The sequence below is a fragment of the Erythrobacter sp. MTPC3 genome, from assembly GCF_042854385.1.
GTDB lineage: Bacteria > Pseudomonadota > Alphaproteobacteria > Sphingomonadales > Sphingomonadaceae > Erythrobacter.
Genome location: NZ_BTGP01000002.1, coordinates 291540 through 317385, shown reverse-complemented (window position 1 = coordinate 317385; position 25846 = coordinate 291540). Strand labels below are relative to the sequence as shown.

The following is a 25846-nucleotide window of genomic DNA, read 5'->3' as shown; positions in this document are numbered from 1 at the left end:
CGTTGATTCGTAGACAGGGGAAATTTCATGGGCAAACTTCGTTACCTCATCGGCACCGGCCTTATCGGTATCGCTGGCAGTCTGGCTGCCACACCAGCCTTCGCATCAGAAGCCGAGGAAGAAAATTCCGCCGAAACTCTTGCCCTGGAGGCGCGCGGCACATTCGACGGATTGTGGCTGGAGCCGCGACTGCGATCAGTTACCGCCCCTGAAATTGGCGTGATGCCCGATTTTTCGATCCCGCGAAATCTGGATGCGGAACTTACGCCGCCAACGCCTGAAATCCTCTCGCGCGATGATGTCGGTCTGTCCGGCTCCGTCGACGTGAACAACACCCAGCCATCTGTGGTGCAGATGTTCATCCAGGACAATGCGACCGGAGGCGTATTTTTCAATTGCACGGGTTCAGTGATCAATCCGCGCACTATCCTTACCGCAGCGCACTGTCTCAACAGCTCTTCCTCTGAATCATACGGAGTGCCGGGGACAGGCGATCAGGCGGTTCTCATTTCGACCGGCGTCGATAGTTCGGTGCGCTTGTTCAACTATTTCGGCACTGGCGCAAATTACGCTAATGGCGGCGTTGCGACGAGCACTGATGTGATTATCCACCCTTCGGCCAACCTTGATGATGGCGGGCTGGAATTCCCCTGGGCAGACGTTGCGCTAATCGCGGTCGACACCCCGATTACGGACGTACCTGCGCTGCCAATCCTGCTGACACCGCTCACCGAACTTACACATGTGGTGCAAGTCGGTTACGGCACGTTCGGCACGGCGTCTGATGGCAACCAAGGGATCGGTTTCCTGCGCCGGGTCGGTGAGAATATGCTGGGCGCAATCGCCTCGCCATCGGACCTTGGCGACAGCCTCTTCCCCGCATTCGCCCCGACTTCCAACTTCGGCTTCGAAACCCAGGCATATTATTTCACCGATTTCGACAACCCGGATCGCACAGAAGAGGAAATTGCAGGCTGCGTATTCTTGCCGGATGGCCCAAGCTGTAATAGCCTGGAGGCGGTGCGTGCGATCGACTATTTCGATGACGATGCGCTGCCAAACGAAGTTGCGACCGCTGGCGGTGACAGCGGATCTCCTCTGATTGTCGATGAACTATACGATTTCCCCATCGCCACTGCTGTTCTGTCGGGCGGTTTCGACTTTTTTGGCGTGCCGGAAGGGTACGGCGACATCAGCTTTTACAACCCGCTTTACCCGTTCTTCGAATTCCTGACCGAAAACACGCCGTATAAATACGTCTCCGCAGCAAGAGGCTCCGGCGTATGGTCCGATCCTACCCGCTGGACGCAGGATCTTGATCCGGGCTTCTTCATTGACGACGGCACCGGAACATTGGTCAATGGAATTCCCGAAGGCAGCGAACTTGGCGTTTACGAAGCCGGGCCGAAGCTGGGCACGATTGTCGGCATCGACATTTCGGGCAATCCAACCACACCGTCCCCGTTCCTTCCGCCAGAAGGCACACCGAATTTCGGCGGTGAGATCCCGGAAAGCTCTGTCCTGCTAGGCCCGGGTTCAACAGGCTTTGTGCCGCAAAATACCGAGGGCACACCGGGGACTTCATTCGAAAATCCGGCGCAATATTTCGACGTCATTCTGAACCGTGAAGGCGCGACCAAGGTCGACATGAACGTAGAAATCGACCGGCTGACACTGAACAATCGCGGTGCGGCGCTCTCCCTGCCCAAGGCATATACGTTCAACGCAATCATCGGCGTTGAGCAGCTCGCCGGGACAACGCGTATCGACGGAACGCTGGATACCGGCCTGTTCGCGCTGTTTGGCGGGACGTCGGGCGGTAAAGGGACAGTGCGCACAGACGCCTTCTTCAACGTGGCAGGCGGTGTCGCGCCCGGCCACATAGGGAAGATCGGCACCTTCACAATCGAGGGAGCTTATGTCCAGACGAGCAGCGCGGCGCTGGTTACGGATGCCAAGTTCCGCGGTAAGCGGGTTACGACCGACCTGCTGAATGTCGTCGGCGATGCCAGCCTTGGCGGCGCTTTGCTGATCGATGCGGCAGGTCGCCCACAATTCGGCACGCGCTACACCGTGCTCACCGCAGACACAGTTGTCGGCAATTTCGATGAAGTCTTCCTCGATGCGCCGTCGGTTGTGCTGGTTGCGTCGACCCGTGTGGATGGTGGCGATGTTATCGTAGAGATCGATGCGCGCAGGCTCGGTGATATCTTCCGGGACGAGCACACCTTGGGTTCGGTCGGCGCCGCGCTCGATACGCTTCGTTTCGACGGACGCTATTCGCAGTTCGCGGGCATTTTCGACATTGTCGACAATGCAGGCATCGACACCATTGTGCCAACGCTGACCACGCTCGCACCGCTCAACGCGTTCAGCCAATCGGCAATTGCCAATGGGTTTTCTCAGCGGTTCACAGGCCAGATTGCGCAGCGCACCCTCTCCCTACGCGGAGCGGGCAAAGGCGCAGCCGGGTTCTCCTCGGCGGGCAATGCAGCCTATGCAATTGCGGAAACCGGCCAGCAAGAGGCGGGCAAGCTGGGCTTTTTCAGCACCGCGAGCGGCATCTTCCTGACCGGCGGAGCGGACCGCAATTCCGGTGCGAATGCGCTGGAAGAGGCAGCCTTTACCCAGGCTGGCGAGCTGACCATGGGCGCTGATATGCGCGTGTCGGACAGCTTCAGCTTTGGCGTTGCCATGACCAATGTGCGCAACAGCGGCGCGAACGTAGGCACCTTTGCAAAACAGGAAGATACCAGCGTCGCCGGATCAGCCTATGGCGCAGCGCAGTTCGGAAAAGGCTTTGCCGATTTCTATGTCGGCTTCGCCGAGCAGAACTATGGTACGCAGCGTCAGGGACAGGGCGATTTTCTGGCTTTCTCCGCCGCACAGGGTTCTGCTGAAGGAAACCAGACCTTCGCCGGAATGCGGCTTGGTTACGCGATGAAAGTCGCACCGGGCGTGCAATTCGGACCGGTCGCCAGCATCGATTACGTGAAGAGCGAGATCGGCGGATATGACGAATTCGGCGCAAGCCAGTTCGGACTGTCAATCCGGGCCCGTACCTTTACATCGGTCGGGAGCAAGCTGGGCCTGATGGGCTCGCTTGATGCGCAGCTGGGTGAAACCGGCACGCTTAGTGCATTCGGATCGGTCGCTTATGCGCACGAGCTGGCCGATACGCAGGATATCGTGACAGCCAGCTTCATCGGAGCATCCGATGTGCCGTTCTCGATCATCAATGATCTGGACCCGCAGTGGGTTTCGATCAATGCAGGGGCTGAACTGTCGCTCGACAACCGCATGAGCCTGAGTTTGAGCGGGACGTCCGATCTGGGCCGCGGCGTGCTTACCAACAATCAGGCGCGCATGACGCTGAACTGGCGTTTCTGAGCCTGACAGGAGCCGGTCCTGCATCCACCTTGCCGATATGGAACAAGGACGGATCGGGGCCGGCGGCCTTGCTAGCCGCAACGTGATGCGGCAAACCCAGCGCCAATGGCGCGGCTTATTCTTTTCAACAAACCGTTTGGTGTGCTCTCGCAGTTTACTGACCGGGGCAGCCCAACACAGCGTCAAACGCTGTCGGATTTTATTGATGTGCCCGGTGTCTATCCCGCAGGTCGGCTGGACCGCGACAGCGAAGGGCTGATGCTGCTGTGCGATGATGGCAAGTTGCAGGCCCGGATCGCTGATCCGCGGTTCAAACTTTCCAAGACATACCTCGTTCAAGTCGAAGGCGAGCCGGACGAAGCTGCCCTCGATTTACTGTGCTGCGGGATAAAGCTGAAAGATGGCGTAACCCGCCCTGCCCACGCCGAGATTATCGCAGCGCCCGACCTGTGGCTGCGCGATCCGCCGATCCGAGTGCGAAAATCCGTAGCCGACAGCTGGATAAAACTGACCATTCGTGAAGGCAAAAACCGGCAGGTTCGCCGAATGACAGCAGCCGCGGGATATCCCACGTTGCGTCTGGTTCGGTGGTCAGTGGGTGACTGGGCGCTGGATGGCATCGCCCCCGGCACCTGGGCAGAAGGAGAGGCGCGCTGATCAGTCTTCGGCGATTTCGAACGCCGCACTGCCATCATTGATCAGGGTGTGCAGGAGATGTGCAATCCCGCTGCCTGATCCGGCCTTCATTTCGAAGCGAGGACCGCGGCACAGGCGCTGGGCAAAATCGCTTGCTTCGCCGGTGCAAACATGGCCCTTACCATCCACCATCAACGTTACACCGCCGTCATCGCGGCGGATAAATGCAAAACGGCTCGCCGGGTTTCGAAGCACCGTTTGAACAGTTGTCAGCGCCTCTACGACTTCGTGCAGATCAATGCTTTCTTCTGGCGCCCAATCGATATGGGCATTCTTTGGCTCAGTCGCGAAAGAGCCGAACCAAGTGCTAAAACGGTCTGCATCGCCAAGTTCGCGCATCACCATCGAATGCAGGCGCGCCAATGCGTCCGCCGTGATCTCTCCCGGATTGCCTTGCCGGGTAAGATCAGGATCGCCGTAGCGGTCATCTTCGCTCATGTCCTGAAGCAGGTCCGCAGCAAAGCCCTCGACCAATTCGCTGCGTGACGGTGCGCGAAATCCGATCGAATAGGTCATGCAATCGTGCCCGATGGCGGTGCCTTTATGCGCCAGGCCGGGCGGGATATACAGAATATCGCCCGGTCCCAGCACCCATTCCGCCGATGGTTCAAATTCGGCCAGCAGTTTCAGATCATCATGCGGCAATAGCGCCGTATTTTCATCGCACATCTGCCCAATTTCCCAGCGCCTTTGGCCCAGACCCTGCACCAGAAATACATCGTACTGATCAAAATGCGCGCCAACGCCGCCGCCATCGGTGGCAAAGCTCACCATGACATCATCAATCCGCCAGTTCGGAATGAAGCGAAAAGGCTCAATCAGATCAGAAACTTCGGCAGTAAAATGATCGACCGCCTGCACCAGTAATGTCCAGGGTGCGGTGCCAAGCTCTTCAAACCGGTTTTCAGCAAATGGCCCCTGCTCCAGCGTTAAAGTGTCGCTGGATTGAGCAACCACCCGCGATTCCACCTGCGGCTCGCACGCCAATCCGGCCAGCTCGTCAGGCTCCAAGGGATTTTGCCAGTCCCGCCACGGATTGCGCATGAAAAGCGGTTTTTTCTGCCAGTAATCCCGCAGAAACGCATCGACATCAAAGTTTTGAAACGTCGGTTTCACGGCGCCTCATCCGGTCCCGCCATCGCCGCCAAATCCATGAAATTGCGCGCCGCTTCGCGGTCGGCCTCATCATCGAACACCGTATCAAGCGCAGGAGCGGCATCCAGCATGAAAAGCAGGCTCCACAAGGCAAACCGTTTGCCGCGATCCTTTTCCAGGCCCAGATCGACCTGCATCCGGTCCGTCGCAGCAGGGATCGCATCAACCTGCACCTGATTGAGGTCGGTGGTGCCGAAATAGCGTTGCAGCAGGTGTTCCATATCCATGCCTACGCGCTAGCGTTCCTACCAGGGGATGCAAGCCCCGGCACCCTAGCGCACGCCGCGATACGATTGCATTTGGGCGTAGCGAGCAGACTTGCTAGGGGCGCCGCCATGCTCACCATCGACGACATCACAGTCCGGCTAGGCGGCCGGTCCATCCTTGAACACGCCAGTGCAGCGATCCCTCAGGGCGCGCGAGTCGGTCTGATCGGCCGCAACGGGGCCGGCAAGTCGACTCTGATGAAGGCGCTCATCGGTGAGATCGAGCCAGATGAGGGAGAGATTTCGCGCTCTTCCAAATTGCGGCTCGGCTATATCGCGCAGGATGCGCCCAGCGGTGATACGACACCGGAAGAAGTCGTTTTGGCAGCCGATACTGAGCGTGCGGCCCTGCTCGAAGAATCGGAAAACTGCGCAGATATGGACCGCCTCGGCGATGTGCATGACCGGCTGCTGGCCATTGATGCCTATAGCGCGCCCTCGCGCGCGGCGCGGATCCTGACAGGGCTCGGCTTTGACGAAGACATGCAGCGCCAGCCGCTCGACAATTTTTCAGGCGGCTGGAAAATGCGTGTCGCGCTGGGCGCACTGCTGTTTTCGCAGCCCGATATTCTGCTGCTTGATGAACCGTCAAACCACCTCGATCTCGAAGCGACTTTATGGCTCGAGAATTTCCTCAAGAGCTATCCAGCTACACTGCTGGTGATTAGCCATGAACGCGATCTGCTGAACAAGGTGGCAGACCACATTCTCCACCTGCAAGGCGGGCAGTTGACGCTGTATCCGGGCGGCTATGACAGTTTTGAAAAACAGCGTGCGGAGAGGGCCGCGCAGCTGGCGGCGGCGAAAGCGTCACAGGATGCGCAGCGGGCAAAGCTGCAGGATTATGTCGCCCGCAACAGCGCGCGCGCATCGACCGCCAAACAGGCCCAGTCTCGCGCCAAAATGCTGGCCAAAATGCAGCCAATTGCCGCGTTGATGGAGGACCCCTCGCTCAGCTTTGATTTTCCGAGTCCTAGCGAGATGAAACCGCCAATGATCACGATGGATTCAGCGGCTGTCGGCTACACCGAGGACTTGCCGATCCTTCAACGCATCAGCCTTCGGATCGAACCTGATGACAGGATTGCGCTGCTGGGCCGTAACGGTAACGGCAAGACGACCCTCGCCCGCCTGCTCGCCGCCCAGCTGCCCCTGATGGAGGGAGAGATTAATACGCCGGGCAAGATGAAGGTCGGCTACTTCACACAGTATCAGGTTGAAGAACTGGCGGGCGACGACACTCCGCTGGAGCACATGACCCGCGCCATGGAGGGCAAACCGGCCTCTGCCGTGCGCGATCAGCTGGGCCGGTTCGGGTTTTCCGGCAACCGTGCCACCAACAAGGTTGGCAAGCTTTCAGGCGGCGAACGCGCGCGTCTGGCGCTCGCGCTGATCACCCGCGATGCGCCGCACCTGCTCATTCTCGATGAACCGACGAACCACTTGGACGTCGATGCGCGAGAGGCGCTGGTCCAGGCGCTGAATGACTATTCCGGGGCGGTGATCCTGATCAGCCATGACCGGCACATGGTCGAATTGAGCGCAGACAGGCTTGTGCTGGTGGATGAGGGCACAGCCACGGAATTCACCGGCAGCATGGAGGATTACATCGATCTTGTGCTGGGCCAGAACCAGCCCAAAGAGAAATCGGGCTCTTCCGGCGTCAAAAAGCTTAAAGGCCAGTCAGCAAAGGATCGCGCCCGCATTCGCACGCTGCGTGCCGAAATTGGTGCAGCAGAAAAACGCATGGCCAAACTGCAATCGGAATGCACCGCGCTGGACCGCGCAATGTACGAACCTGCTAACGCCGCGCCCGCACTGGCTGACCGGCCGATGAGCGAATTGCTGTCATTGCGCGCCGGCGTAGCGGAAAAATTGGAAGAAACAGAAGCCGAATGGCTCGCGCTGGGCGAACAGTTGGAAAGCTTTGGTCCGGCGTGAATGGTGCCGCTTACGTGACTCGAACACGTGACCCCATCATTACGAATGATGTGCTCTACCAACTGAGCTAAAGCGGCAATTCAGCGCAGTTAAGCGCGGGAAGTGGAGGCCCGAGCCGGAATCGAACCGGCGTGCAAGGATTTGCAGTCCTCTGCGTAACCACTCCGCCATCGGGCCGAGCCATCTGCTGCACGCAACGCTTTGCAACAAACGGAGCGCGCGCACTAGCGATTCGGCGCGGTAAAGGCAATCCGCCATTCGCGTTTGTTTCTCGCCTGGTGAAAGAATTGCCAAAAGAGCACGCTGGCTTACGCAACGTCAGTCTGGACCGCGGCGTGATGAGACGGCAAACGGTGCGTCATGACTATTGCCAGCCTGTTAGAACCGATCACCGGAAAATCCGGCGCTGCCCGCCTGACCCATGCCAGCGACTGGATGCAGGGCCGCACGCTGTATGGCGGTGCATCAGCCCTTGTCGCTTTCACGATGGCGCAGCGCGCATTTCCCGATCTCCCCCCACTCCGCGCGGCACAGGTGGGATTTGTCGCGCCGGTAGGCGAAGAGATCGAGCTGAAAGCCGAAATCATCCGGCAGGGCCGCAATGTAACGCAGGTGCGCAGCGAAATATGGTCGGACGGGAAAACCGCGCTCACCGCTTTCTGGCTGTTCGCTGCCGAGCGGGATGCCAATGCGGTAAGGCCCGCAGACGGACCTGAAAACTGGCCAGGTGCGCCCGAGGACAACAGCCACGCGATGAAAGGACAAGGACCGGCTTTCATCCAGAACAATTTCGAGATCCGGTTTGGCCAGGCCAAGGACGAAGATCGCGGTGCGTGCATCCGCCGCTGGGCGAGATTAACCGAAGATCACGATCTCGACCCGGTCAGCAAACTTGTCCTGATGGGCGATGTGATGCCGCCGGGTGCCATGCGGATCATGCAGCGGCCCGGTCCGATCAGTTCAATCAACTGGTCTTTCAACGTACTCGACCCGCACACTGTATCCGAAGATGGATGGTACCTCTCCGAAAATGCGAGTCAGCATGCCGATAGCGGTTATTCATCCGAGCGATTGCGGATGTGGGACAGCAATGGGCGACAGGTGCTGGACGGGCTGCAATGTGTGGCGGTGTTCGGGTAACGCAGCGGATCAGACGTCGTCGAAATTGGCTATGCGTTTTTGCATGCCTGCCATCACCGCTTCCATCTGGTTTTTGGTCCGCATGATACCGTGCTGTTCGATGCTTTCCTCCATCAGGATCGCATCGGTGTCACGCTCCATCATCCCCGCCTGAAGACGTTTCGCAGCGCGGATCGCGTGCGGATTGCGGTTGGCGATTTCGCTGGCAATGGCGGTTGCCCGGGCAACCGGGTCTGCATCGACATGCGTCGCGAGGCCCAGTTGCTGTGCCTCTTCGCCGGAAAATTCGCGGTTGGTGTAGATCAGTTCGCGCAGCACATCATCACGCACCAGGCCGCGCCATAGGGCATAGCCGCCCATATCCGGCACCAAGCCCCATTTAAGCTCCATGATGGCCATCCGGGTTTCAGGATGCGCAACACGAATGTCTGCCCCGCTCGCAATCTGCAAACCGCCGCCGAAACATACACCGTGCATGGCCGTGATTACCGGCACGGGCAATTTGCGCCATTGCATCGCCACCTGCTGAAACTTGTTCGAGTTGCCGTAAGTCCGCTCTGTCAGTCCCGGTTCGTCGGGGCTGGGTGTCCGGCCGAAACTGGCCGTGTCCAGCCCTGCGCAAAATGCCTTGCCCTCGCCTGACAGAACGACGACACGCAAACCCTTCATCCGCTGCAGGACACTGCCAGCCTCGATGATGCGTTCGAACATTTCAGGGTCGAGCGCGTTCATCTTGTCAGGCCGGGTCAGCCGGACCTGTGCGACCCCGTCTTCCCCCAGATCAATCGAAATACGATCGTTTTTCGTCATCGTGTCGGAGAGCGGCATGAAACATCCTCGAAATGCGTTGGTGTCGGGTATAATGCCAAGACGGTAGCCAAGATCGCGGCGATGTCCAGATGCGACCCTTAATCCGCCTTTCCGGGACGCATTTCTCCGAAAGCGAAAACGGATTGGGCGGAGGGCACGTCGAGAAAATACCCGCGCTCAGGATGCGTTGCCAGCACACTCGCCAGCCCGAACCGGGCTAGCTTTGCCCGCACCCGCGCGACATGGACCGCCACGCTATTTGTCTCAGGCTCAAAATCGATGCGCCACACGTCGGACAGCAATTCGCGCTTGCTAAGCGGCTCCCCCGGCTGATCGGCCAGACGCCAGACCAATTTGAATTCACGCGGATGCAGCGCCAGCCAGCGGTCGGCAATTCGGCCATCGCGGTGAAACAGGTCAAGCACGATGTCACCGATCTCGCGGAAACGCGGGATCAGGATGTCGCTATCGATTGAATGACGGGCAGCGGCATTCGAATTCAAAGGTCGCCTCCTGCTCGCATGGAATACACCGAGCGTTGAGTGATTATGAGATGATCCACCAGCTCGATATCCAGCGCCTTCCCAATTTCGATCAGGCGGTGGGTAGACGCGATATCGTGGGCGCTGGGCTTGCAATCACCCGAGGGGTGATTGTGCGCGATAAGCAGCCCGCTGGCATTCACCGCCAACGCTCTGCCAAAAAGTTCGCGCATTCGTAAACTCAGTGCCGTCTGGCCGCCCATCCCCAAGCCGGCATCGGACAGGAAACGGCTCTGGTCATCAAGAAAAACGGCATGAAAATGTTCGCACCATACGCCGTGGCGCAGAACAATATTGCGCAGATATTTCACCATCGCAGCGGCGCGGGTTTCGCCGGTGCGCTCTGCGCGCAATGATAGTCCGTTAGCAGGTGCGTTCATGGCCGCGGGCCTCGTGGATAACGTGGAAGCTTCGTCAGCAGCGGAATGTTTATGGGAATGCGCCAATCGCGGTATGGCCCGTAACGCTCCTCCCGCTTGCGATGCATGAGGATGCCGATGCCGAGAAAAATGAGCTGAAACCAGCCGGGCGCCGCCACCATCGTGACATACGCGACCGGCGATATCGTATCCGCCAGACTGCGCGCGACATGGGCTGTCATGGCGAGAACCTGCATACTGGCAATGAGCAGCGTGTAATTGCGATTGGCATAGAGCGCGATGCCGATCCAGACGATCCCGGCCACGACATCGGTCGTGGCCAGGAATGCGTCTGTACCGGTCAGCCTTAGCCCATCTTCCGATACCGCCCTATACAGGCGGCCCGGCACTTCGAATACGAGCACCCAAGTGATCGCCACCAGCCGTTCGGGCGCCGATCCCCAAAAATAGGCGCCGATGCAGACCGCGATTGTAAGCAGGTCCTGCAGCATCGGCCTGTATTCGAAGAAGATGAGATCAAGCATTCATTTGCCCGCTACCATCAGGCAGCGACTGGTGCAGTTTTTTCTTCAGCTACAACCGGCGCGATCTCGGATTCGAGCGTTTCTGTAGGGATCGCATCATCGCCCATGGTCTCGCGGGAGATTTGGCTCAATTCGTCATGCACGCGAAGCAGGCTGGTCGACATGGCCATCGCCTGCGATTCGGCCTGATTGAGCCGCATCAGGGCGCGCTGTCCGGTTGCAACTTCGACGCCGGGGTTCTGGCGCGCTGTCAGCATGGCCTGTTTCAGGCGGGCAAACGCGATCATCGATTCGTCGGCGAGAGCTTCGGCTTCACGGATCAGTTTCTTCAGGTTGTAGGCGTCGTTTTTAATGCGGTCGGTCATGTCAAATCTCCGGCTCCGCCTCCGCTCGTCAGGAGAAGCCCTGTTCATCCACGGGGATGGTCGCCCTGCCATCCAGCGCCTCGCTTATCGCCATCGCGGCCGTGACGGTCAAAACCACCGCGGCCAGAAATCCGAACGCAACCCCAAGGATCGCAAGGAGACGGAACAGGACAGCAAAATCGCCATCAAGCACCCCGGGGACGACCTTAGGTTCGCCAGGACGCAGCCAGGGCGCCTGTTCGATTAACGGCAGAACATCGCTCATCACGAGTTCGCCGTGGTCGACCCGAGATCCGTTTTCGTCTGATTGCGTGCCGGTGTGGACCTGCCTTTTTTTGTATGAAGCTTCGCTCAAGTCCTTATCGGAATCTTCAGTAAGGCCTTCTGAAACAGCAGCTAAATCCGGGTTTTTCCCTAGGTCGGGCTGCTCAGGCAGGGTTGCGCGATACTGTTCGACTAGATCGCCCAGATTGTTCGCGTCGAAGATGTTCTTGAGCGCGCGGATGTGCTGATTGATCCGCGTTTCGGACACGCCCATTTCCTGCGCGATCACCTTTATCGGCATGCGCCGGTCAATTCTTTCGATCACGGCCTGCTGCCTTTCGGTCAACGGCCGCGCCCCTTGGGGCGACATCTCATCCTCCATATCAGCTTGCATTCTATAACGTGGTTAACGCTTATCGAACCCGATTGCTCCGAAATCGGGTCCGATCCCGGCTTATTATTTGATTTACCAGACTAAGACGATGGCGCGTTTATACCAAGTGAAGCCAAATACCGTTTTATGTTGCGTGCTGCCTGACGCAAACGCTGTTCGTTTTCGACCATGGCGATGCGGACATAACCTTCGCCCTTCTCGCCATATCCCACGCCCGGCGCGACTGCGACTTGTGCCTCGGTCAGCAATTGCTTGGAAAATTCGAGACTGCCCATATCAACCAAAGCGGGCGGAAGCGGCGCCCATGCAAACATCGAAGCAGACGGGGCAGGCACTTCCCACCCAGCGCGCCCGAAGGCCTCTACCATGACATCTCGGCGTTTGCGGTAGAGATCGCGGTTTGTTTCCACAATATCCTGCGGGCCGTTCAACGCGGCACAGGCCGCAGCCTGAATCGGAGTGAACGCGCCGTAATCGAGATAGGATTTTACCCGCGTCAGCGCCGCAATCAGTTCCTGATTGCCCACCGCAAATCCCATGCGCCAACCCGCCATCGAATACGTTTTGCTCATGCTCGTAAATTCGACTGCAACATCCTTTGCGCCTTTGACCTGCATGATCGACGGGGTTGGATTGCCGTCATAATATAGCTCGGAATACGCAAGATCGGACAGCACCCAGACGCGGTTTTCCTTGGCCCACGCCACCAGTCGCTCATAAAAAGCGAGATCGACGGTTTCGGCGGTGGGGTTGGAAGGATAGCTCACAACCAGAACGCTGGGCCGCGGAACAGTGTAATTCATCGCGCTTTCCAGCGACTGCCAATATTCCTCGTCCGGCGTTGTGGGAACAGCTCGGATCGTCGCGCCTGCGATGATGAAGCCGAACCAGTGGATCGGATAGGACGGATTTGGAGCAAGTACGACATCACCCGGGGCGGTGATCGCATTGGCAAGGCTCGCCAGACCCTCTTTTGAGCCCATCGTTACGACGACTTCAGTTTCGGGGTCGAGGTCTACGCCGAAACGCCGCTCATAATAGTTTGCCTGCGCCCGCCTAAGGCCTGGTATGCCTTTTGACTGGGAATAGCCATGCGCATCGGGTTTGGAAGCGACTTCGCACAATTTGTCGATCACATGCTGCGGAGGCGGCTGGTCGGGATTACCCATGCCGAGGTCGATAATGTCCTGCCCGTCGCGGCGCGCGGCGTGACGCATCGCGTTCACCTCAGCGATCACATAGGGAGGCAGCCGCTTCATACGGTAAAATTGTTCGTCCATTGCGTCTCATACCCTTGTCAGCGCAATCAATATGACTGGCCGCGCAAGAATGATACTACGTCATTTGCTGTCGATGTGTGAAGGCGTTTCCGCTAAAGTTGTTGTGATTAAAGGCAATCGGCAGCGTCGCACTTATCCCGCGATCAGGCACCTAAGGACAGATTCAGGCATGGCAAACGGCGACAACAACAATCCGTTCGGCGCGGGCGACCCCTTCAAGGCGTTTTTCGACATGCAGGGCGAAGCCATGCGGGACATGATGGCCAAAGCGATGCCGGATGGCGCCCAAATGCCCGAAACGCCAAGCGGACTGAAAGCCCTGATGCCGGCGGGTATGGATGCGGGCGATCTGGGGGACTGGGCCAAAGCGAGCGCCGAGCTTCAGAAAATCTGGTTGAGCTTCGCCGCGCATCAGGCAGGTTCAATCGCGCAGAATGCCAGCAAAGGCAAAAACCTGCTCGATCCTGCACAGTGGTTGATGATTTCACAAAGCATGGTGGACCAGTTTCCCAAAGGCGCGTTCGATGCGCAGGCAAAGCTGGCGCAGGATTCCTTCCAGCTGTGGAAAGGGGTGCTTGGCCGGTTTGCCGCCCCCACCGGCGGTGAAGGCGCTGTGGATGCGGCCGATCAGCCGGACCTTCCGATAAAGGACAGGCGTTTCGCGGACCCGGCATGGCGTGACCATCCCGCCTTTGCGCTGCTGCACCAGACATACCTGATGCTGACAGAATATTTCCGCCACTCGGCCCGCACTATGAAAGGGCTCGACAAGGAAAAGCGCAAGCAGCTCGATTTCGCAATCAGCGCGCTTTCAGAGGCGATGAGCCCAGACAACTTTCTGTTGACCAATCCCGTCGTGATGAAGCGGACGGTCGAGACGAAGGGGCAGAACCTGGTGCGCGGAATGCAGCACCTCGTGAATGACCTGAAGCGCGGGCAGCTGACGCATACCGATCCGAACGCCTTCACCCTTGGTGAAAATCTCGCCGCGACGCCGGGCAAGGTCGTGCATGAAACACCGCTATATCAGCTGGTCCAATACAGCCCGTCGACCAAGGACGTGTACGAGGTGCCGCTGGTCATCTTCCCGCCTTGGATCAACCGGTTCTACATCCTCGACCTGACGCCCAAGAAAAGCTTTATCAAATGGGCTGTCGATCAGGGGCTCAGCGTCTTCGTCGTCAGTTGGAAATCCGCTGATGACAGCATGTCGGACGTGGTCTGGGACGATTACATCCGCGCCCAGATTGATGCGATTGATCAGGTGCGCACGCGGCTCAACGTGCCATCAGTGCATGCCATCGGTTACTGCGTCGCAGGCACCACGCTGGCCGCGACACTCGCCCTGCTTGCCCGCCGCGATGAGGCCGACAAAGTAAAGAGCGCCACGTTTTTCACCGCGCAGGTCGATTTTGAAAAGAGCGGTGACCTCAAACACTTCATCGATGAAGGGCATCTCGACATGATCGGGAAGCTGTCGCCGGACGGATACCTCGACGGGCGGTATCTGGCGGCCACGTTCAACGCGTTGCGCGGCAAGGATTTGATCTGGAATTATGTCGTAAACAATTATCTTCTGGGGGAAGATTACCCGGCTTTCGATCTGCTCCATTGGAACGGCGATGTTACGAACCTGCCATCCAAATGGCACAATGATTATCTGCGTGATCTTTACCGAGACAACAAACTGGTCGTGCCCGATGCGCTGTCTGCGGATGGCACGCCGATTGACCTGACACAGGTAAAAACGCCCAGCTTTGTGCAGGCTGGAAAAGAAGATCACATCGCGCCAGCCGAAAGCGTATGGCGCATTACGGATCATTTTTCCGGCCCAATAGAATTCCTGCTCGCCGGATCAGGCCACATCGCGGGCGTTGTAAACCCGCCTGCGTCGAACAAATACCAATACTGGGTCGGCGACAGCCATGCCCATTCGCTCAAAGCCTATGTAGAAAGCGCCGAGGAACATCCGGGAAGCTGGTGGCCGCACTGGCTCGGCTGGCTGGAGACGCAGGACGATGCCCGTGTGCCAGCCACTGGCAAGCGTAAGCCGGGCGGGCGCGGTGATAAGATTATCGAAGATGCACCGGGCAGATATGTGAAAACCCGCTAGGCAGATTTTCCCTGCCAATCACGGAACCGCAATGCCGGTTTGCCATTATATTTCAATCGCAGAGCACGCTATTGTGCACTGCACAAAAATTCCTTGACTTCGCAATCGCAATCGCTATTTTGTGCACTGCAACATGAAGTGAGGAAATTATGGCAGACGCCAAGACAACTTCGAAAATCGATGCCGCTGCGGAACAGGCGTATGCCGATGCAGCTGCAAAAACGGCGAGCGCCGCCAAAGTGGCCGAGGCTGTTGAAGCCGGTGCCGACAAAGGCGCGCCTGAGGTGGCCGCGGTGAAGAAAGCCGTCGCAGCCCCGGCGAAAAAGCCTGCTGTAAAGAAAACGCCTGCGAAAAAAGCCGTAGTGAAGAAAATCGCTGCAAAGCCTGCCGCGAAGAAAGCGCCGGCTCGCAACACTCCTGCGAAAACCGCAGCCAAGAAAACGCCAGCCAAAAAGCCCGTCGCTAAAAAAGCGCCTGCGGCAAAAGCGGCACCCAAGAACACGAATTCAAACCCAATTACCAAACTCAAGGAAACCATCATGGCTACTGCAGAAAAAACCGACATCACCTCTTCCGCCAAGGAAATGGCTGCTGACGTTCAAGAGCGTGTGAAGACCGCTTACGCCAACGCTGGTGAGTTCGCCGGCGAGTTCGGTGAATTCAACAAGGCAAACGTCGAAGCTGCCGTGGAAAGCGGCAAGATCTTCATCGGCGGCGCACAGGAACTGGTTCGCGACAATGTCGAAACCGGCAAGACTGTGGTCGAGACTGTCACCGAAGACGCGAAGAAGATGGTTGCTGTAAAGTCGCCAACCGAGCTGCTCCAGCTTCAGGGTGAACTCGCACGCCGCAACTTCGACGCAGTCGTCAGCTACGGTTCTAAGCGCACCGAAGCATGGGTGAAGCTCTACAACGACGCCTTCGCACCGATTTCGAACCGCGTGAGCGTTGCAGCCGAAAAAATCTCGAAAGCTGCCTAAAACCAAGTTTCTAAGCCGGGCCTCTCCTCTCTCTCCCAATCCCGGCTTACGGAAGCGCGCTTAAATGCGCAGGGCCGGATGAACCATTGGTTCGTCCGGCCCTTTGCTATTTTGCGTTCCGGGCAATTTAAAGCAAAGTCTTTAGATGCATCGCCGCATGGGTCGCTTACGCCTCTTGCGATCACAGATACTAATCCCATAATGGAGCCTTATGGTTACGCCCCGCCCCACCCTTTCCCGTTCGGTCCCGACCATAATCGACCTCGCGCGCCCGCTTTGCGCAGGCGATGACGGACCGGGTAAAGACGACGATGGCGGCACCGACGAAGAGATCGGCGTAGCGACCAAGACGCGGACCAAGCCCAAAAAACCCAGCCAATATAAAGTGCTGCTGCTGAACGACGATTACACTCCGATGGAGTTTGTCGTGATGGTTTTGAAACGGTTCTTCTCGATGGATATCGAACAGGCGACGCAGGTCATGCTGCATGTCCACCAGAAAGGCGTCGGCGTGTGCGGCATATTCCCATACGAAGTCGCCGAGACCAAAGTGAATCAGGTGATGGATTTCGCCCGTCAAAACCAGCATCCGCTGCAATGCACGCTGGAAAAGGCGTAGCTGCGTGATCCTGCGATGAGGCAGCCCCACCACCCTGAACCCGACGCCGCTGGACCGGGGCAGGAAAGCGTGTGGGACTACCCTCGCCCGGCTATCGCAGAGCCTACGGACAGGCGAATACAGATCATCCACAAAGGCGTTGAACTGGTGGACAGCCGCAGCGCGTGGCGGACGCTCGAAACAAGTCATCCGCCGACCTATTACGTCCCTCAAACTGACGTGGCGATGCAATATCTTACCCCCAATCCGCGCCGGTCAATGTGTGAATGGAAAGGGCAGGCGCGGTATTGGGATATTACTATCAGCGGTGACACGATTGATGCCGGTGCGTGGTCCTACCCCTCCCCCACGGCAAGTTTTGCCGGCATCCGCGACTTTCTGGCGTTCTATCCCGATCCGCTCGATTGCTGCATGGTTGATGGTGAGCAGATCATTCCCCAACCCGGACAGTTTTACGGCGGCTGGATCAGCCAATACGAAGCGGGCCCGTTCAAGGGCGGACCGGGAAGCCGTTTCTGGTGACTGGCGCGCCAATTCAACGCGGCACATGACCGCGCGGGATTTTCGCGCTATGGGCGGCATTCAGGCAACGGCAGGCATTAATCTGCGAGCCCGACGATTTAGACCAAGAGCGATGCGAAGGCCGGATTTCCGAACGTGCTGAATGCCATTCCCAGTCTTGACCGGTATATATTCCGGCTGGTGATCGTGCCGATGCTGAGCGTCTTTGCGCTGGCGGCATCGCTGCTCCTGCTCGACAAAATGCTGCGGCTGTTCGATTTCGTCGCTGTCGAAGGCGGCCCCATCGGCGTCGTTTTCAAGATGCTGGGCGCTCTCATTCCTGAGTATGCGAGCCTCGCGATACCGCTTGGCCTGATGCTCGGCATCTTGCTGGCGTTCCGTAAGCTTGCAACCTCCAGTGAACTCGACACGATGCGAGCGGTGGGCCTGTCGTATTGGCGGCTGCTGCGCGTTCCCTATGCGATCACGCTGGTGCTGGTTGCGGTCAATGTCGCGCTGGTATTCTATGTCCAGCCGCTGAGCCGGTATTATTACGAGCAGATGGAGTACGAGCTGCGCTCCGGCGCGCTCGGCGCGTCGATCAAGGTTGGCGAATTTACGATGCTGGCAGACCGAATGGCGCTTAGGATCGAGGAAAGCGAGGATGACGGACGCCGCCTAATCGGCATATTTGCGCGCGTTTCGAACAGCCGCGATCAGGTGCTTTCGATCAGCGCGCGAGAGGGATCGTTCCTCGCCACCAATGATGATCCCAACACCATCATCCTGCGCCTAAGCGAAGGTACCATCATCCAGGATACCGGCGGCAAGAACCCTCGCGTCCTGTCATTCAGCCGCCACGACCTGCCCATCGACCTTCCTGCGATCGAGGAGTTCCGCGCGCGCGGCGATGCGTCCCGCGAATTCATATTGCCCGAATTGCTGCGCATCGGCTGGAGCGACAGTGCCGATACCGAGATACGCGATGCAAGCCAGGCATCGTTCAATTTCAGACTGGTCGAGGTGGTGATGATGTTGCTGTTACCGCTGCTTGCGGTGTCTCTCGCGATACCGCCAAAACGATCTACCAGCGCGCTTGGCGTGTTCGTTTCCATCGTGATGGTGGTCGCCTATCACAAGGTCAATCAATACGGAGAGGACGTCGCTTCTCTTGGTAGAATCGATCCGATCATCGCCCTGTGGGGGCCATTTGTGATCTTCGCCGCGCTGATCATCTGGATGTATTACCGCGTCGCGCATGTGCCCGGCGGTCAGGCAATCGGCGCGCTGGAAACAGCATTTGCCAAACTGTCCAAATGGCTCGGCAAAATTTTCCGCCGCAAAAAGGTAAAGCCTGTCATGGCGCCGGATGACGATGCGCGGCTGGCTCCGGCGGAATAGGCGATAGGGCAAGTCATGCAGCTCGATTTCTTCCCCTCGCGCACGCTCACTTTGTATCTGGCGAAGATGTTCGTTGTCAGGATCCTCGCGGTGCTGGTGATGCTGGTGCTGGTTCTAATGGCGTTGGACCTGCTTTCGGCAACCGGCGAAATCCTTACGCCAGAGGGCAACGGACAGGCCGAAATCATCCAGTATGCCGGGCTGCGCATTCCGCAGCTGATATCGCGGTTCCTTCCCTATTCGGTGCTGCTCGCGACACTGATTACCTTGGTGACGCTGAACCAGAACAGCGAAGTTGTGGCGATGAAGGCTGCGGGGCTTTCCGCGCATCAGGTGCTTGCACCGCTGCTGCTTACGTCAGCTTTGGTCGCGGTGATCAGCTTTGCCTTTAACGAGCGGGTGGTGACGCGGGCAAATGCGACGTTGAAAGCATGGGAGGCGGCGGATTACGGCCCCATTCCCAAAGCCAGCGGAACCCGGTCCAACGTGTATCTCACCGATGGAGAGAACATTCTGACCGCCGCCACTTTGAGCGGAGACGGAGAGGCAATTACGCTAAGCGATGTGACATGGTACAGCCGTGCGCCCGGCGGCATCATCCGCGAACAGATCAACGCACAAGGCGCGATTTACGCAGCCCCCGGATGGAAGCTGACTGATCCGGTTCGTTTCGATGTCGGCAGCGCGGAAACGCAGGAACTGCCCGAGCTCGTAGTGGGAGAGACCCTGACGCCGGAACAGATCGATCTGCAATCGGTCGATCCCGATGCGCAGTCTTTCTGGGAGCTGTCGGAAACCATCGACGCGTTTGAGGCTGCAGGGCGCCGCACAACAGAGATGCGCGCGAAATGGTGGCACCGGATATCAGGGCCGCTTTCCGCGCTGCTTATGCCATTGCTCGGCTCGGTCGCGGCTTTCGGACTGGCACGGTCCGGTCAGCTGTTCGTGAGGGCAGTGATCGGAATGGCGCTGGGTTTTGCGTATTTCGTGGTCGACAATGCCGCGCTCGCCATGGGCAGTTTCGGCGGATATCCGCCGTTCCTAGCCGCATGGGCGCCGTTTTTCCTGTTTCTGCTGCTCGGTGAAACCGTGCTTGTGCGGACCGAGGAATGAGCGATTTTTCAATTCGGCTCGCCCGGGCAAGCGACGCCGATGCTTTTTTCGAGATTGAGGATGACGCCGCAGGATTGCTGCGCAGCGCGCCATCGCTGCAAGGCATCCCGATCCCGCCAACCGCGACTGCGGACCAACATGCGAAAACCATCGCAAAGGGCCGATCTCTTGCGGCGCTCGTCGAGGATAAGCTGGTCGGTTTTGCCGCGTCAGCTTCTGCGGGAAGAGAGCTGCACCTGCACGAACTCAGCGTTCTGCGCGCGCATCAACAGCGCGGCATCGGCGCGACATTGCTTAGGGCGTTAAAGATCGACGCGCGCAATTCCGGCTTTCGCGCAATCACGCTCAGCACCTTTCGCCAGATCCCTTGGAACGCCCCGTTTTATGAGCGGCACGGTTTCGTCGAAGTGCAGAACTTCGAAGCGCACCCGCATTTACAGGAATCGCTCGAAGACGCGGTAAAGCTCGGCATCCCCGCAGAGCTGCGCTGCGCGATGATCCACTTCCTCGATTAAACAGCGGCGCTGGCGATTGTCAGCGGCGGACCATCGTGCTTTGCGCAATGCGGCCGACGAGGTTCGCCATGCCGGGATGGTTCGCGCCGTCATAGGTCGACCCGTCGCCCAATTCCCGCTTTAGACGGCGGTGAGCTTCGGGAAGGTCGTGATACGGCATGGACGGCATCAGGTGGTGCAGCGCGTGATAGCGCAGGCCCACAGGTGCCCATAACTCGGCCACTGGACCGGGCGGCGGCACGTTTACACTATCGAGGAATTGCGCGGTCACGGTCATCGCCTCGCCTTCGTTTTCCCAAAGGTGCGCAACCAGCGTGCGCAACTGGTTGAGGACAGCCGTGACGGAAAAGATCGCAAGCGCGATCAGGACCGGGCGCCAATCCAGCACCAACGGGCTTAACAGGATGGCAATCGCCCAGACACTCGCGGCGGTTTCCTGCCATAGCACACGCTTGCGAAAATCGCCGGTCGGGGCCTTGCGGCGAAATTCAGGGTTGATCGAAAGCGAGGAAAACCGCTCCCAGACAAATTTACGCACTGGCGGCAGGATCGCGCCCAGCGGCACGAGAATACCGAACCGCACGATCAGCGCGATGGGCGCGAGCAAAGCGACCAGCACGAACACAGGCAGGCTCCACGGCTTCATCAGCGCGAGCGGCAGGTATTCGGGGTCTTCGATTGTGCCATACTGCGTCCGCTTGTGATGGATCACATGGACGCCTTCGTACATGAAGCTGGGCGTCAGCATCGGCACGCCGACCAGCAGGTTCCAGCCAAGCCGAAAACCCGGCAACGCGCTTTTGCGGATGTGGGTCAGTTCGTGGATGAACATCAATGCACGGTACAGCGCAAGCGACGCCGCGACCCCGGCAATGATGCTGACAGCAACGTTACCGGACAGGATCGCGGTGGCGATACCGGCATATCCGATACCCGCAGAGATCAGCATGTCGGGCCAGTAAATCGTAGCCTTTGCCTCGCCCAGATCTTTCGTCAGGTCGCGGGCGGCGCGCAGCATGTCCTTATCATCTTGCGTCTGGAACTGTGCACGCGTGGCGCGGCCCTCCGGTCGGTTGACCAAAGGCGCAGGAGCGACGGGGACAGACGGCTGTTCAATATTCATAGTTTCAAACTCACGGACGCCTTACCGCAAAATTCGCGGCAACGCCAAATGGGTTATGTTGGCAAGAGTGATCGGTTGGCTTGCTTGTAAAACCCGTTAAGGGCCACAAGCGCATTGACACAAATCAATACGGGATACGCCGCGTGACGGATGCCAAAATAAGCATAGAAGCCATTCACGACAAGAAGGGGCGCACCCGCTTTGTCGATCTGGGCCGCGCGTTTGCTAGCAGGCTCCAAAACTCGGTCCCGCAGCTGCGCAGCGAACAGCTTGAATTGGTTGACCCGGACAAGAACCCTTTTTTCGAACATGCCCGTGCCCAGTTTTACATCGCACATCGCGGTGGAAAGCCGGTCGGGCGTATATCGGCCCACATAGATGAACTGGCGCTTGATATGCCGCCAGAGCAGGGATTTGGCCCCGGCACCGGCATGTTCGGTTATTTCGATGCAGAGGACGAAGCTGTCGGCAGCGCGCTGCTGACCCGCGCCGAAGAATGGCTGAAAGGCCAAGGCATGACGCGCGCCGTAGGGCCGATCTCCATGTCGGTCTGGGAAGAGCCCGGCCTGATGGTCAAGGGGCAGGATCACCCACCGATGGTCATGATGGGCCATCACCCGTCCGAATATCAGCAGATGATCGAAGGCGCAGGGTATAAGCCAGCGAAATCGCTCTACACCTACGATCTCGATATCAGCGGAGATTTTTCACCCCTGATCCAACGCATCGTGAAATCCGGCCGGCGCAACGAGCGGATCACCCTGCGCAAAGTAAACAAGAAACGCTGGGACGAGGATGCAGCCATCATCCTCGATATTCTCAACGATGCCTGGTCGGACAATTGGGGCTTCGTGCCGCTGACCCCGGCGGAGGTCGCGCATACGGGCGTCAAGCTGAAGCCGATCATCCACGAAGACCTTAACATGATTGCCGAGGTGGACGGGCGCCCGGTCGCATTCATGCTGACCTTTCCCGATTTGAACGACATTCTGGCGCGGATCGATGGCAAGCTATTCCCGCTCGGCTGGTTCCGGCTTTTGCGATGGCTGCGCAATCCCAAGGGGGCAGATATGCGCGTGCCGTTGATGGGCGTGCTGAAAGCGGTGCAGAATTCCCGGCTCGCCAGCCAGCTCGCTTTTATGATGATTTCCGACATCAAAACGGTCGCGAACGAAAACTACGCGTCGGTTCGCGGTGAGCTTGGCTGGGTGCTCGACGACAATCAGGGCATGAATGCAATTGCCGATACGATCGGGAGCACAATCAACAGTGAATACATAATCTACGAAAAGCCGTTGGGCTAAACGCTAGCACCACGCGGCTCGTGGCAGTTGAGAAAAAGAAAAAAGGCTCTCACTCAATCGAGTGAGAGCCTTTCGGGATCGTATCACCTGCCGCTTGGACGGGAGGGGGGTCTCAGCCGGTGATACAGATATAATGCTCACCTTTTGAAGCCGTTCCCAGCGGGCGAAACTTTTTATATGTTTTTTTTTCGAAGTGCGGATCGAAACTGCTTTTCAGGGGTAATCTGCATAACCGTTTCTCGCCCGAAGTCGGGCCGGGACCGGATTATATTGATATATTTGACAGACCAACCAGTTGGGGGCACGGACGCGGTTCAACGGTCCGGTTGTGCAATTTGCATGCACCTCCGCAGTGTGAGTCAACCGAAGAAAGCGAGTTCACGATGTCACTGGGTCAGCAAGTTGCAACCAATCTTCCTTTCCTGCGCCGGTATGCGCGCGCACTGTGCGGTTCGCAGTCTACCGGAGATGCATTCGTCCGCGCCACATTGGAAGCGGCGCTGGCGGATGATGATTTGAAAGCGTCTCTCGATGGCGGGCGCATCCCGCTATACCGCGCGTTCAACAAGGTCTGGGAAAGCGCCCATATCGAGATCGAGAAAATCGATAACGCCGCCGGCGAACACGAAGCGGGCGCACAAGGCAAGCTGGGCGCGATCACGCCGCTTAACCGGCAGGCGCTGCTGCTTACCACCCTCGAAGATTTCACGCCTGCCGAAGCGGGCCAGATCATGGGCATGGAAACCGCCGACATCGGATCGCTCGTGTCCGAAGCCATCTCCGAAATTGACCGCGAACAGGCCACCTCGGTTCTCATCATTGAGGACGAGCCGCTGATTTCGATGCAGCTCGAAGATCTCGTATCTTCGCTCGGTCATGAAGTGTGCGGCACCGCAGCGACGCGCACCCAGGCCCGCGAAGTGGTCGAGAAAGATACGCCCGGCCTTGTTCTGGCAGACATCCAGCTTGCCGATGGGTCATCCGGCCTGGATGCGGTGGACGATATTCTGGCGATTGCCACGGTGCCGGTCATTTTCATCACAGCCTATCCAGAGCGCCTGCTTACCGGCGACCGGCCAGAGCCGACCTATTTGGTGACGAAGCCGTTTCAGGAACAGACCGTGCGCGCGGCGATCAGCCAGGCGCTGTTCTTTGGATCGACCAGCCCGATCGATTGACCCGGCGCTGTTATTGAGCGGCTTCGCGGATCTGGAAATCGCCGCGCTGGCGCACCGGAATTCGTAAAGTGCAGCGCACGCCTTCCGGCTCGAAAACGAGTTGAACCGGCTGCCGTAATTCATGCGCAACGATCTTTTCGATGAGATCGGTGCCGAACCCGCGTTGGCGATTATGCGGGACTGCGGGGCCGCCGCGTTCCAGCCATTCGATCTCTGCCAGACCGTCGCCCACCATTTGCCAGCTTATATGCACCGCGCCGCCGGGCACGCTCAACGCGCCATATTTCGCCGCATTGGTCGCCAGTTCATGAATTGCCAGCCCGAATGATAACGCATCATTCGGAGCGATCTCGACCGGCGCACCCTTGATATCGATGATATTAATTCCACCGTTTGCGAAATGCTGCAATTCCGCCTCGACAATCGCGCGGATCGGGGTTGTTCCCCAATCAGTGCCCGTCAACAGGTCGTGGGTTGCGGATAGCGATCTGATCCGTCCTTCAAGGCTGTCGGCAAATTCATCGAGATTGCTGCTGCGGCGGCGCGTCAGTGAAATGATAGAAAGCACATTGGCGAGCGTGTTTTTGACCCTGTGATTAAGCTCCCTGCTAAGAGAGTTTCGGATCGAGTGCTGCTCTTCGAAAAATGTAAGCCGGGTCTCATCCTCATGCGCCTGCCGGGTCAGCAGCCGGGCCAGCAGCATGAGAAGGCTGGCCACCGCAAGGCCGAACAGCAGGGTGAGCATTGAAAGGGTATCAAGAAACATGGGGTCATCCCGGCCAATGACCAAGGTTAGCGACCGGTTGGCGATGGAAATAGGCTGTTCCAGCAAGTTCGCCCGATCGATTTCGCCAGGTATTTCCGCCAACAGGTTTCGTGGGAGGTTCTGCCCGTCATACAGACGCGCGCTCATGTCGGCTGGCGCGGCGCTCTCGATCGCGGCTTGGAGAAAGGCGTCCGCGTCAAAGGCCGTAAATACGAAACCTGACAAGCTGGACTCGCTATCGCGCAGGCTGGCGTCACCTGCATAGACAGGCATGAAGATATTGAACCCGTGCGCCGCATCCGGCGCGGCGGAGGGACTGGCTGCCAGATCGACCGCGCCCGATGCGATCGGGCTGACGGTGCGGCGGGCCTCGTCCATTGCCTCTGCACGGACCGGATCGGAATACATATTCAACCCCAACACAGCGCGGTTGCGGGGCGTGTCGGGATAGAAAAATGTCACAGGTGCCAGCCGCGGCAGGGCCGTGCCGGATTTTGGCCTGATCGCAGGAAAACCGGGCTGCTGAAGCCGGATCGTCTCGAGAAATTCCGCCTCGCTTGCGCGGGGCACGGCACTGATCCAGCCAATGCCCTGCGAACCTTTGCTATCGACGTTCAGGCGAAGCTCGCTCACAAATTGGTTGAATACAGTCGGCGTGACCTCGTCAACGCTGGAAAACAGCGCGGCTGCCGCACGCAGATATGCCGAAGAACTGTTGCCCCGCCGTTCCAGCTCCGACCCGATGGCCTGCGCATAAGTGCGCATCTGCGCGGTTTCTCGCTGCTCTACATTTCTTTCAATTGAATAGACGCTGAGGGCGGTGATTGCGGCGATGAGTGCGAAGATGCCCAGCGGTATTCCGCGCGGGTATTTCAGTAGCCAGCGGCGCACACGAAACCGGTTGGAACGGCGCGCAGGTTCACTGCGCCGTTCCACTTGGTATTCGGCATCCCGTTTTTCTGTTGAAATAGTATTACCCATCGTTCTCTATGCAGCGTTGGTGTAAGGACGGAACCAAACACGCATCGCATCGTTCCCAATGCACACTGATGCGCTCTCTGCAACATACTCGGGACGACGAGAGAC

Annotated in this window: 25 protein-coding genes and 2 tRNA genes; 13 read left to right on the top strand and 14 right to left on the bottom strand. The window is 58.4% G+C overall.

The window, feature by feature from the left end; genetic code table 11:
• Positions 1 to 27: 27 nt before the first annotated feature.
• Positions 28 to 3390, top strand: coding sequence for an autotransporter domain-containing protein (locus ACGHU1_RS04300; protein WP_390583783.1), 3363 nt, complete (start codon positions 28 to 30; stop codon positions 3388 to 3390).
• 105 nt (positions 3391 to 3495) lie between these two features.
• Positions 3496 to 4047 (top strand): pseudouridine synthase, encoded by a 552-nt coding sequence (locus ACGHU1_RS04295; protein WP_390583781.1) that lies wholly within the window; start codon positions 3496 to 3498, stop codon positions 4045 to 4047.
• On the opposite strand, the gene ACGHU1_RS04290 is transcribed toward ACGHU1_RS04295, so the two are convergent.
• Positions 4048 to 5202 (bottom strand): JmjC domain-containing protein, encoded by a 1155-nt coding sequence (locus ACGHU1_RS04290; protein WP_390583779.1) that lies wholly within the window; start codon positions 5200 to 5202, stop codon positions 4048 to 4050.
• Complete coding sequence (locus tag ACGHU1_RS04285) at positions 5199 to 5468, bottom strand: hypothetical protein (RefSeq protein WP_390583777.1); 270 nt, start codon at positions 5466 to 5468, stop codon at positions 5199 to 5201. The genes ACGHU1_RS04290 and ACGHU1_RS04285 overlap by 4 nt, the downstream gene beginning before the upstream one ends.
• 108 nt (positions 5469 to 5576) lie before the next feature.
• Here ACGHU1_RS04285 and ACGHU1_RS04280 point away from each other — a divergent pair, with 108 nt between their 5' ends.
• On the top strand, positions 5577 to 7448 hold the full coding sequence (locus tag ACGHU1_RS04280; RefSeq protein ID WP_390583775.1) for an ABC-F family ATP-binding cassette domain-containing protein: 1872 nt from the start codon (positions 5577 to 5579) through the stop codon (positions 7446 to 7448).
• A gap of 1 nt (position 7449) precedes the next feature.
• On the opposite strand, the gene ACGHU1_RS04275 is transcribed toward ACGHU1_RS04280, so the two are convergent.
• Both ACGHU1_RS04275 and ACGHU1_RS04270 read right to left on the bottom strand, forming a co-directional pair.
• A tRNA-Thr gene (locus tag ACGHU1_RS04275) sits at positions 7450 to 7525 on the bottom strand.
• Between the two features lie 26 nt (positions 7526 to 7551).
• A tRNA-Cys gene (locus tag ACGHU1_RS04270) sits at positions 7552 to 7625 on the bottom strand.
• A 183-nt stretch (positions 7626 to 7808) separates the two neighbouring features.
• Between ACGHU1_RS04270 and ACGHU1_RS04265 the strand changes: the two genes are divergently transcribed.
• Positions 7809 to 8588 (top strand): acyl-CoA thioesterase, encoded by a 780-nt coding sequence (locus ACGHU1_RS04265; RefSeq protein WP_390583773.1) that lies wholly within the window; start codon positions 7809 to 7811, stop codon positions 8586 to 8588.
• Between the two features lie 9 nt (positions 8589 to 8597).
• Here ACGHU1_RS04265 and ACGHU1_RS04260 read toward each other — a convergent pair whose 3' ends face one another.
• The 7 genes from ACGHU1_RS04260 to ACGHU1_RS04230 form a co-directional block, all read right to left on the bottom strand.
• A complete protein-coding gene (locus tag ACGHU1_RS04260; protein WP_390583771.1) occupies positions 8598 to 9416 on the bottom strand; it encodes a crotonase/enoyl-CoA hydratase family protein in 819 nt (272 codons plus the stop codon).
• Between the two features lie 80 nt (positions 9417 to 9496).
• The gene (locus tag ACGHU1_RS04255; RefSeq protein ID WP_390583769.1) at positions 9497 to 9901 is read right to left on the bottom strand and encodes a winged helix-turn-helix domain-containing protein; all 405 of its coding nucleotides are present in this window, start codon (positions 9899 to 9901) and stop codon (positions 9497 to 9499) included.
• Complete coding sequence (locus ACGHU1_RS04250) at positions 9898 to 10320, bottom strand: JAB domain-containing protein (protein ID WP_390583767.1); 423 nt, start codon at positions 10318 to 10320, stop codon at positions 9898 to 9900. Before ACGHU1_RS04250 ends, ACGHU1_RS04255 begins: the two co-directional genes overlap by 4 nt.
• Entirely contained in the window at positions 10317 to 10844 is a 528-nt protein-coding gene (locus tag ACGHU1_RS04245) for a hypothetical protein (protein ID WP_390583765.1), read from the bottom strand. The genes ACGHU1_RS04250 and ACGHU1_RS04245 overlap by 4 nt, the downstream gene beginning before the upstream one ends.
• Positions 10845 to 10861: 17 nt before the next feature.
• A complete protein-coding gene (locus ACGHU1_RS04240) occupies positions 10862 to 11209 on the bottom strand; it encodes a hypothetical protein (RefSeq protein ID WP_390583763.1) in 348 nt (115 codons plus the stop codon).
• Between the two features lie 28 nt (positions 11210 to 11237).
• On the bottom strand, positions 11238 to 11762 hold the full coding sequence (locus ACGHU1_RS04235) for a hypothetical protein (protein WP_390583761.1): 525 nt from the start codon (positions 11760 to 11762) through the stop codon (positions 11238 to 11240).
• A gap of 185 nt (positions 11763 to 11947) precedes the next feature.
• Positions 11948 to 13147 carry an LL-diaminopimelate aminotransferase gene (locus tag ACGHU1_RS04230; protein WP_390583759.1) on the bottom strand — a complete coding sequence of 400 codons (1200 nt, stop codon included), beginning with the start codon at positions 13145 to 13147 and terminating at the stop codon, positions 11948 to 11950.
• A gap of 169 nt (positions 13148 to 13316) precedes the next feature.
• Here ACGHU1_RS04230 and ACGHU1_RS04225 point away from each other — a divergent pair, with 169 nt between their 5' ends.
• On the top strand, positions 13317 to 15260 hold the full coding sequence (locus tag ACGHU1_RS04225) for a PHA/PHB synthase family protein (protein WP_390583757.1): 1944 nt from the start codon (positions 13317 to 13319) through the stop codon (positions 15258 to 15260).
• A gap of 52 nt (positions 15261 to 15312) precedes the next feature.
• Here ACGHU1_RS04225 and ACGHU1_RS04220 read toward each other — a convergent pair whose 3' ends face one another.
• Positions 15313 to 15825: a hypothetical protein gene (locus tag ACGHU1_RS04220; RefSeq protein WP_390583755.1), complete on the bottom strand. Its 513-nt coding sequence runs from the start codon at positions 15823 to 15825 to the stop codon at positions 15313 to 15315.
• Here ACGHU1_RS04220 and ACGHU1_RS04215 point away from each other — a divergent pair.
• The 6 genes from ACGHU1_RS04215 to ACGHU1_RS04190 all read left to right on the top strand — a co-directional run bounded on the left by ACGHU1_RS04215 (position 15800) and on the right by ACGHU1_RS04190 (position 20389).
• Positions 15800 to 16240, top strand: coding sequence for a phasin family protein (locus tag ACGHU1_RS04215; RefSeq protein WP_390583753.1), 441 nt, complete (start codon positions 15800 to 15802; stop codon positions 16238 to 16240). The two genes, ACGHU1_RS04220 and ACGHU1_RS04215, sit on opposite strands and share 26 nt — an antisense overlap.
• Positions 16241 to 16451: 211 nt before the next feature.
• Positions 16452 to 16859: an ATP-dependent Clp protease adapter ClpS gene (clpS, locus tag ACGHU1_RS04210; protein ID WP_390583751.1), complete on the top strand. Its 408-nt coding sequence runs from the start codon at positions 16452 to 16454 to the stop codon at positions 16857 to 16859.
• Between the two features lie 15 nt (positions 16860 to 16874).
• Positions 16875 to 17381 (top strand): DUF427 domain-containing protein, encoded by a 507-nt coding sequence (locus ACGHU1_RS04205; RefSeq protein WP_390583749.1) that lies wholly within the window; start codon positions 16875 to 16877, stop codon positions 17379 to 17381.
• A 135-nt stretch (positions 17382 to 17516) separates the two neighbouring features.
• Entirely contained in the window at positions 17517 to 18761 is a 1245-nt protein-coding gene (locus ACGHU1_RS04200; RefSeq protein ID WP_390583747.1) for an LptF/LptG family permease, read from the top strand.
• A gap of 15 nt (positions 18762 to 18776) precedes the next feature.
• Positions 18777 to 19874 carry an LPS export ABC transporter permease LptG gene (gene lptG / locus ACGHU1_RS04195; protein WP_390583745.1) on the top strand — a complete coding sequence of 366 codons (1098 nt, stop codon included), beginning with the start codon at positions 18777 to 18779 and terminating at the stop codon, positions 19872 to 19874.
• Positions 19871 to 20389, top strand: a complete 519-nt coding sequence (locus ACGHU1_RS04190) for a GNAT family N-acetyltransferase (protein WP_390583743.1) — start codon at positions 19871 to 19873, stop codon at positions 20387 to 20389. The genes lptG and ACGHU1_RS04190 overlap by 4 nt, the downstream gene beginning before the upstream one ends.
• 19 nt (positions 20390 to 20408) lie before the next feature.
• On the opposite strand, the gene ACGHU1_RS04185 is transcribed toward ACGHU1_RS04190, so the two are convergent.
• The gene (locus ACGHU1_RS04185; RefSeq protein ID WP_390583741.1) at positions 20409 to 21512 is read right to left on the bottom strand and encodes a fatty acid desaturase family protein; all 1104 of its coding nucleotides are present in this window, start codon (positions 21510 to 21512) and stop codon (positions 20409 to 20411) included.
• Between the two features lie 143 nt (positions 21513 to 21655).
• Between ACGHU1_RS04185 and ACGHU1_RS04180 the strand changes: the two genes are divergently transcribed.
• Together ACGHU1_RS04180 and ACGHU1_RS04175 are read left to right on the top strand one after the other, a co-directional pair.
• Complete coding sequence (locus tag ACGHU1_RS04180; RefSeq protein ID WP_390583740.1) at positions 21656 to 22816, top strand: N-acetyltransferase; 1161 nt, start codon at positions 21656 to 21658, stop codon at positions 22814 to 22816.
• A gap of 383 nt (positions 22817 to 23199) precedes the next feature.
• Complete coding sequence (locus ACGHU1_RS04175; protein ID WP_390583738.1) at positions 23200 to 23994, top strand: response regulator; 795 nt, start codon at positions 23200 to 23202, stop codon at positions 23992 to 23994.
• A gap of 10 nt (positions 23995 to 24004) precedes the next feature.
• Here ACGHU1_RS04175 and ACGHU1_RS04170 read toward each other — a convergent pair whose 3' ends face one another.
• Entirely contained in the window at positions 24005 to 25741 is a 1737-nt protein-coding gene (locus tag ACGHU1_RS04170) for a CHASE domain-containing protein (RefSeq protein WP_390583736.1), read from the bottom strand.
• Between the last annotated feature and the right edge of the window lie 105 nt (positions 25742 to 25846).

Bases quoted from the DNA above. Each gene is read 5' to 3' on its own strand.
- clpS (WP_390583751.1), top strand. From the start codon at position 16,452: ATGGTTACGCCCCGCCCCACCCTTTCCCGTTCGGTCCCGACCATAATC.
- ACGHU1_RS04205 (WP_390583749.1), top strand. From the start codon at position 16,875: ATGAGGCAGCCCCACCACCCTGAACCCGACGCCGCTGGACCGGGGCAG.
- ACGHU1_RS04245 (WP_390583765.1), bottom strand. From the start codon at position 10,844: ATGCTTGATCTCATCTTCTTCGAATACAGGCCGATGCTGCAGGACCTG.
- lptG (WP_390583745.1), top strand. From the start codon at position 18,777: ATGCAGCTCGATTTCTTCCCCTCGCGCACGCTCACTTTGTATCTGGCG.
- ACGHU1_RS04240 (WP_390583763.1), bottom strand. From the start codon at position 11,209: ATGACCGACCGCATTAAAAACGACGCCTACAACCTGAAGAAACTGATC.
- ACGHU1_RS04230 (WP_390583759.1), bottom strand. From the start codon at position 13,147: ATGGACGAACAATTTTACCGTATGAAGCGGCTGCCTCCCTATGTGATC.
- ACGHU1_RS04225 (WP_390583757.1), top strand. From the start codon at position 13,317: ATGGCAAACGGCGACAACAACAATCCGTTCGGCGCGGGCGACCCCTTC.
- ACGHU1_RS04215 (WP_390583753.1), top strand. From the start codon at position 15,800: ATGGCTACTGCAGAAAAAACCGACATCACCTCTTCCGCCAAGGAAATG.
- ACGHU1_RS04220 (WP_390583755.1), bottom strand. From the start codon at position 15,825: ATGTCGGTTTTTTCTGCAGTAGCCATGATGGTTTCCTTGAGTTTGGTA.
- ACGHU1_RS04280 (WP_390583775.1), top strand. From the start codon at position 5,577: ATGCTCACCATCGACGACATCACAGTCCGGCTAGGCGGCCGGTCCATC.
- ACGHU1_RS04295 (WP_390583781.1), top strand. From the start codon at position 3,496: ATGGCGCGGCTTATTCTTTTCAACAAACCGTTTGGTGTGCTCTCGCAG.
- ACGHU1_RS04190 (WP_390583743.1), top strand. From the start codon at position 19,871: ATGAGCGATTTTTCAATTCGGCTCGCCCGGGCAAGCGACGCCGATGCT.
- ACGHU1_RS04260 (WP_390583771.1), bottom strand. From the start codon at position 9,416: ATGCCGCTCTCCGACACGATGACGAAAAACGATCGTATTTCGATTGAT.
- ACGHU1_RS04285 (WP_390583777.1), bottom strand. From the start codon at position 5,468: ATGGATATGGAACACCTGCTGCAACGCTATTTCGGCACCACCGACCTC.
- ACGHU1_RS04170 (WP_390583736.1), bottom strand. From the start codon at position 25,741: ATGGGTAATACTATTTCAACAGAAAAACGGGATGCCGAATACCAAGTG.
- ACGHU1_RS04300 (WP_390583783.1), top strand. From the start codon at position 28: ATGGGCAAACTTCGTTACCTCATCGGCACCGGCCTTATCGGTATCGCT.
- ACGHU1_RS04185 (WP_390583741.1), bottom strand. From the start codon at position 21,512: ATGAATATTGAACAGCCGTCTGTCCCCGTCGCTCCTGCGCCTTTGGTC.
- ACGHU1_RS04250 (WP_390583767.1), bottom strand. From the start codon at position 10,320: ATGAACGCACCTGCTAACGGACTATCATTGCGCGCAGAGCGCACCGGC.
- ACGHU1_RS04175 (WP_390583738.1), top strand. From the start codon at position 23,200: ATGTCACTGGGTCAGCAAGTTGCAACCAATCTTCCTTTCCTGCGCCGG.
- ACGHU1_RS04265 (WP_390583773.1), top strand. From the start codon at position 7,809: ATGACTATTGCCAGCCTGTTAGAACCGATCACCGGAAAATCCGGCGCT.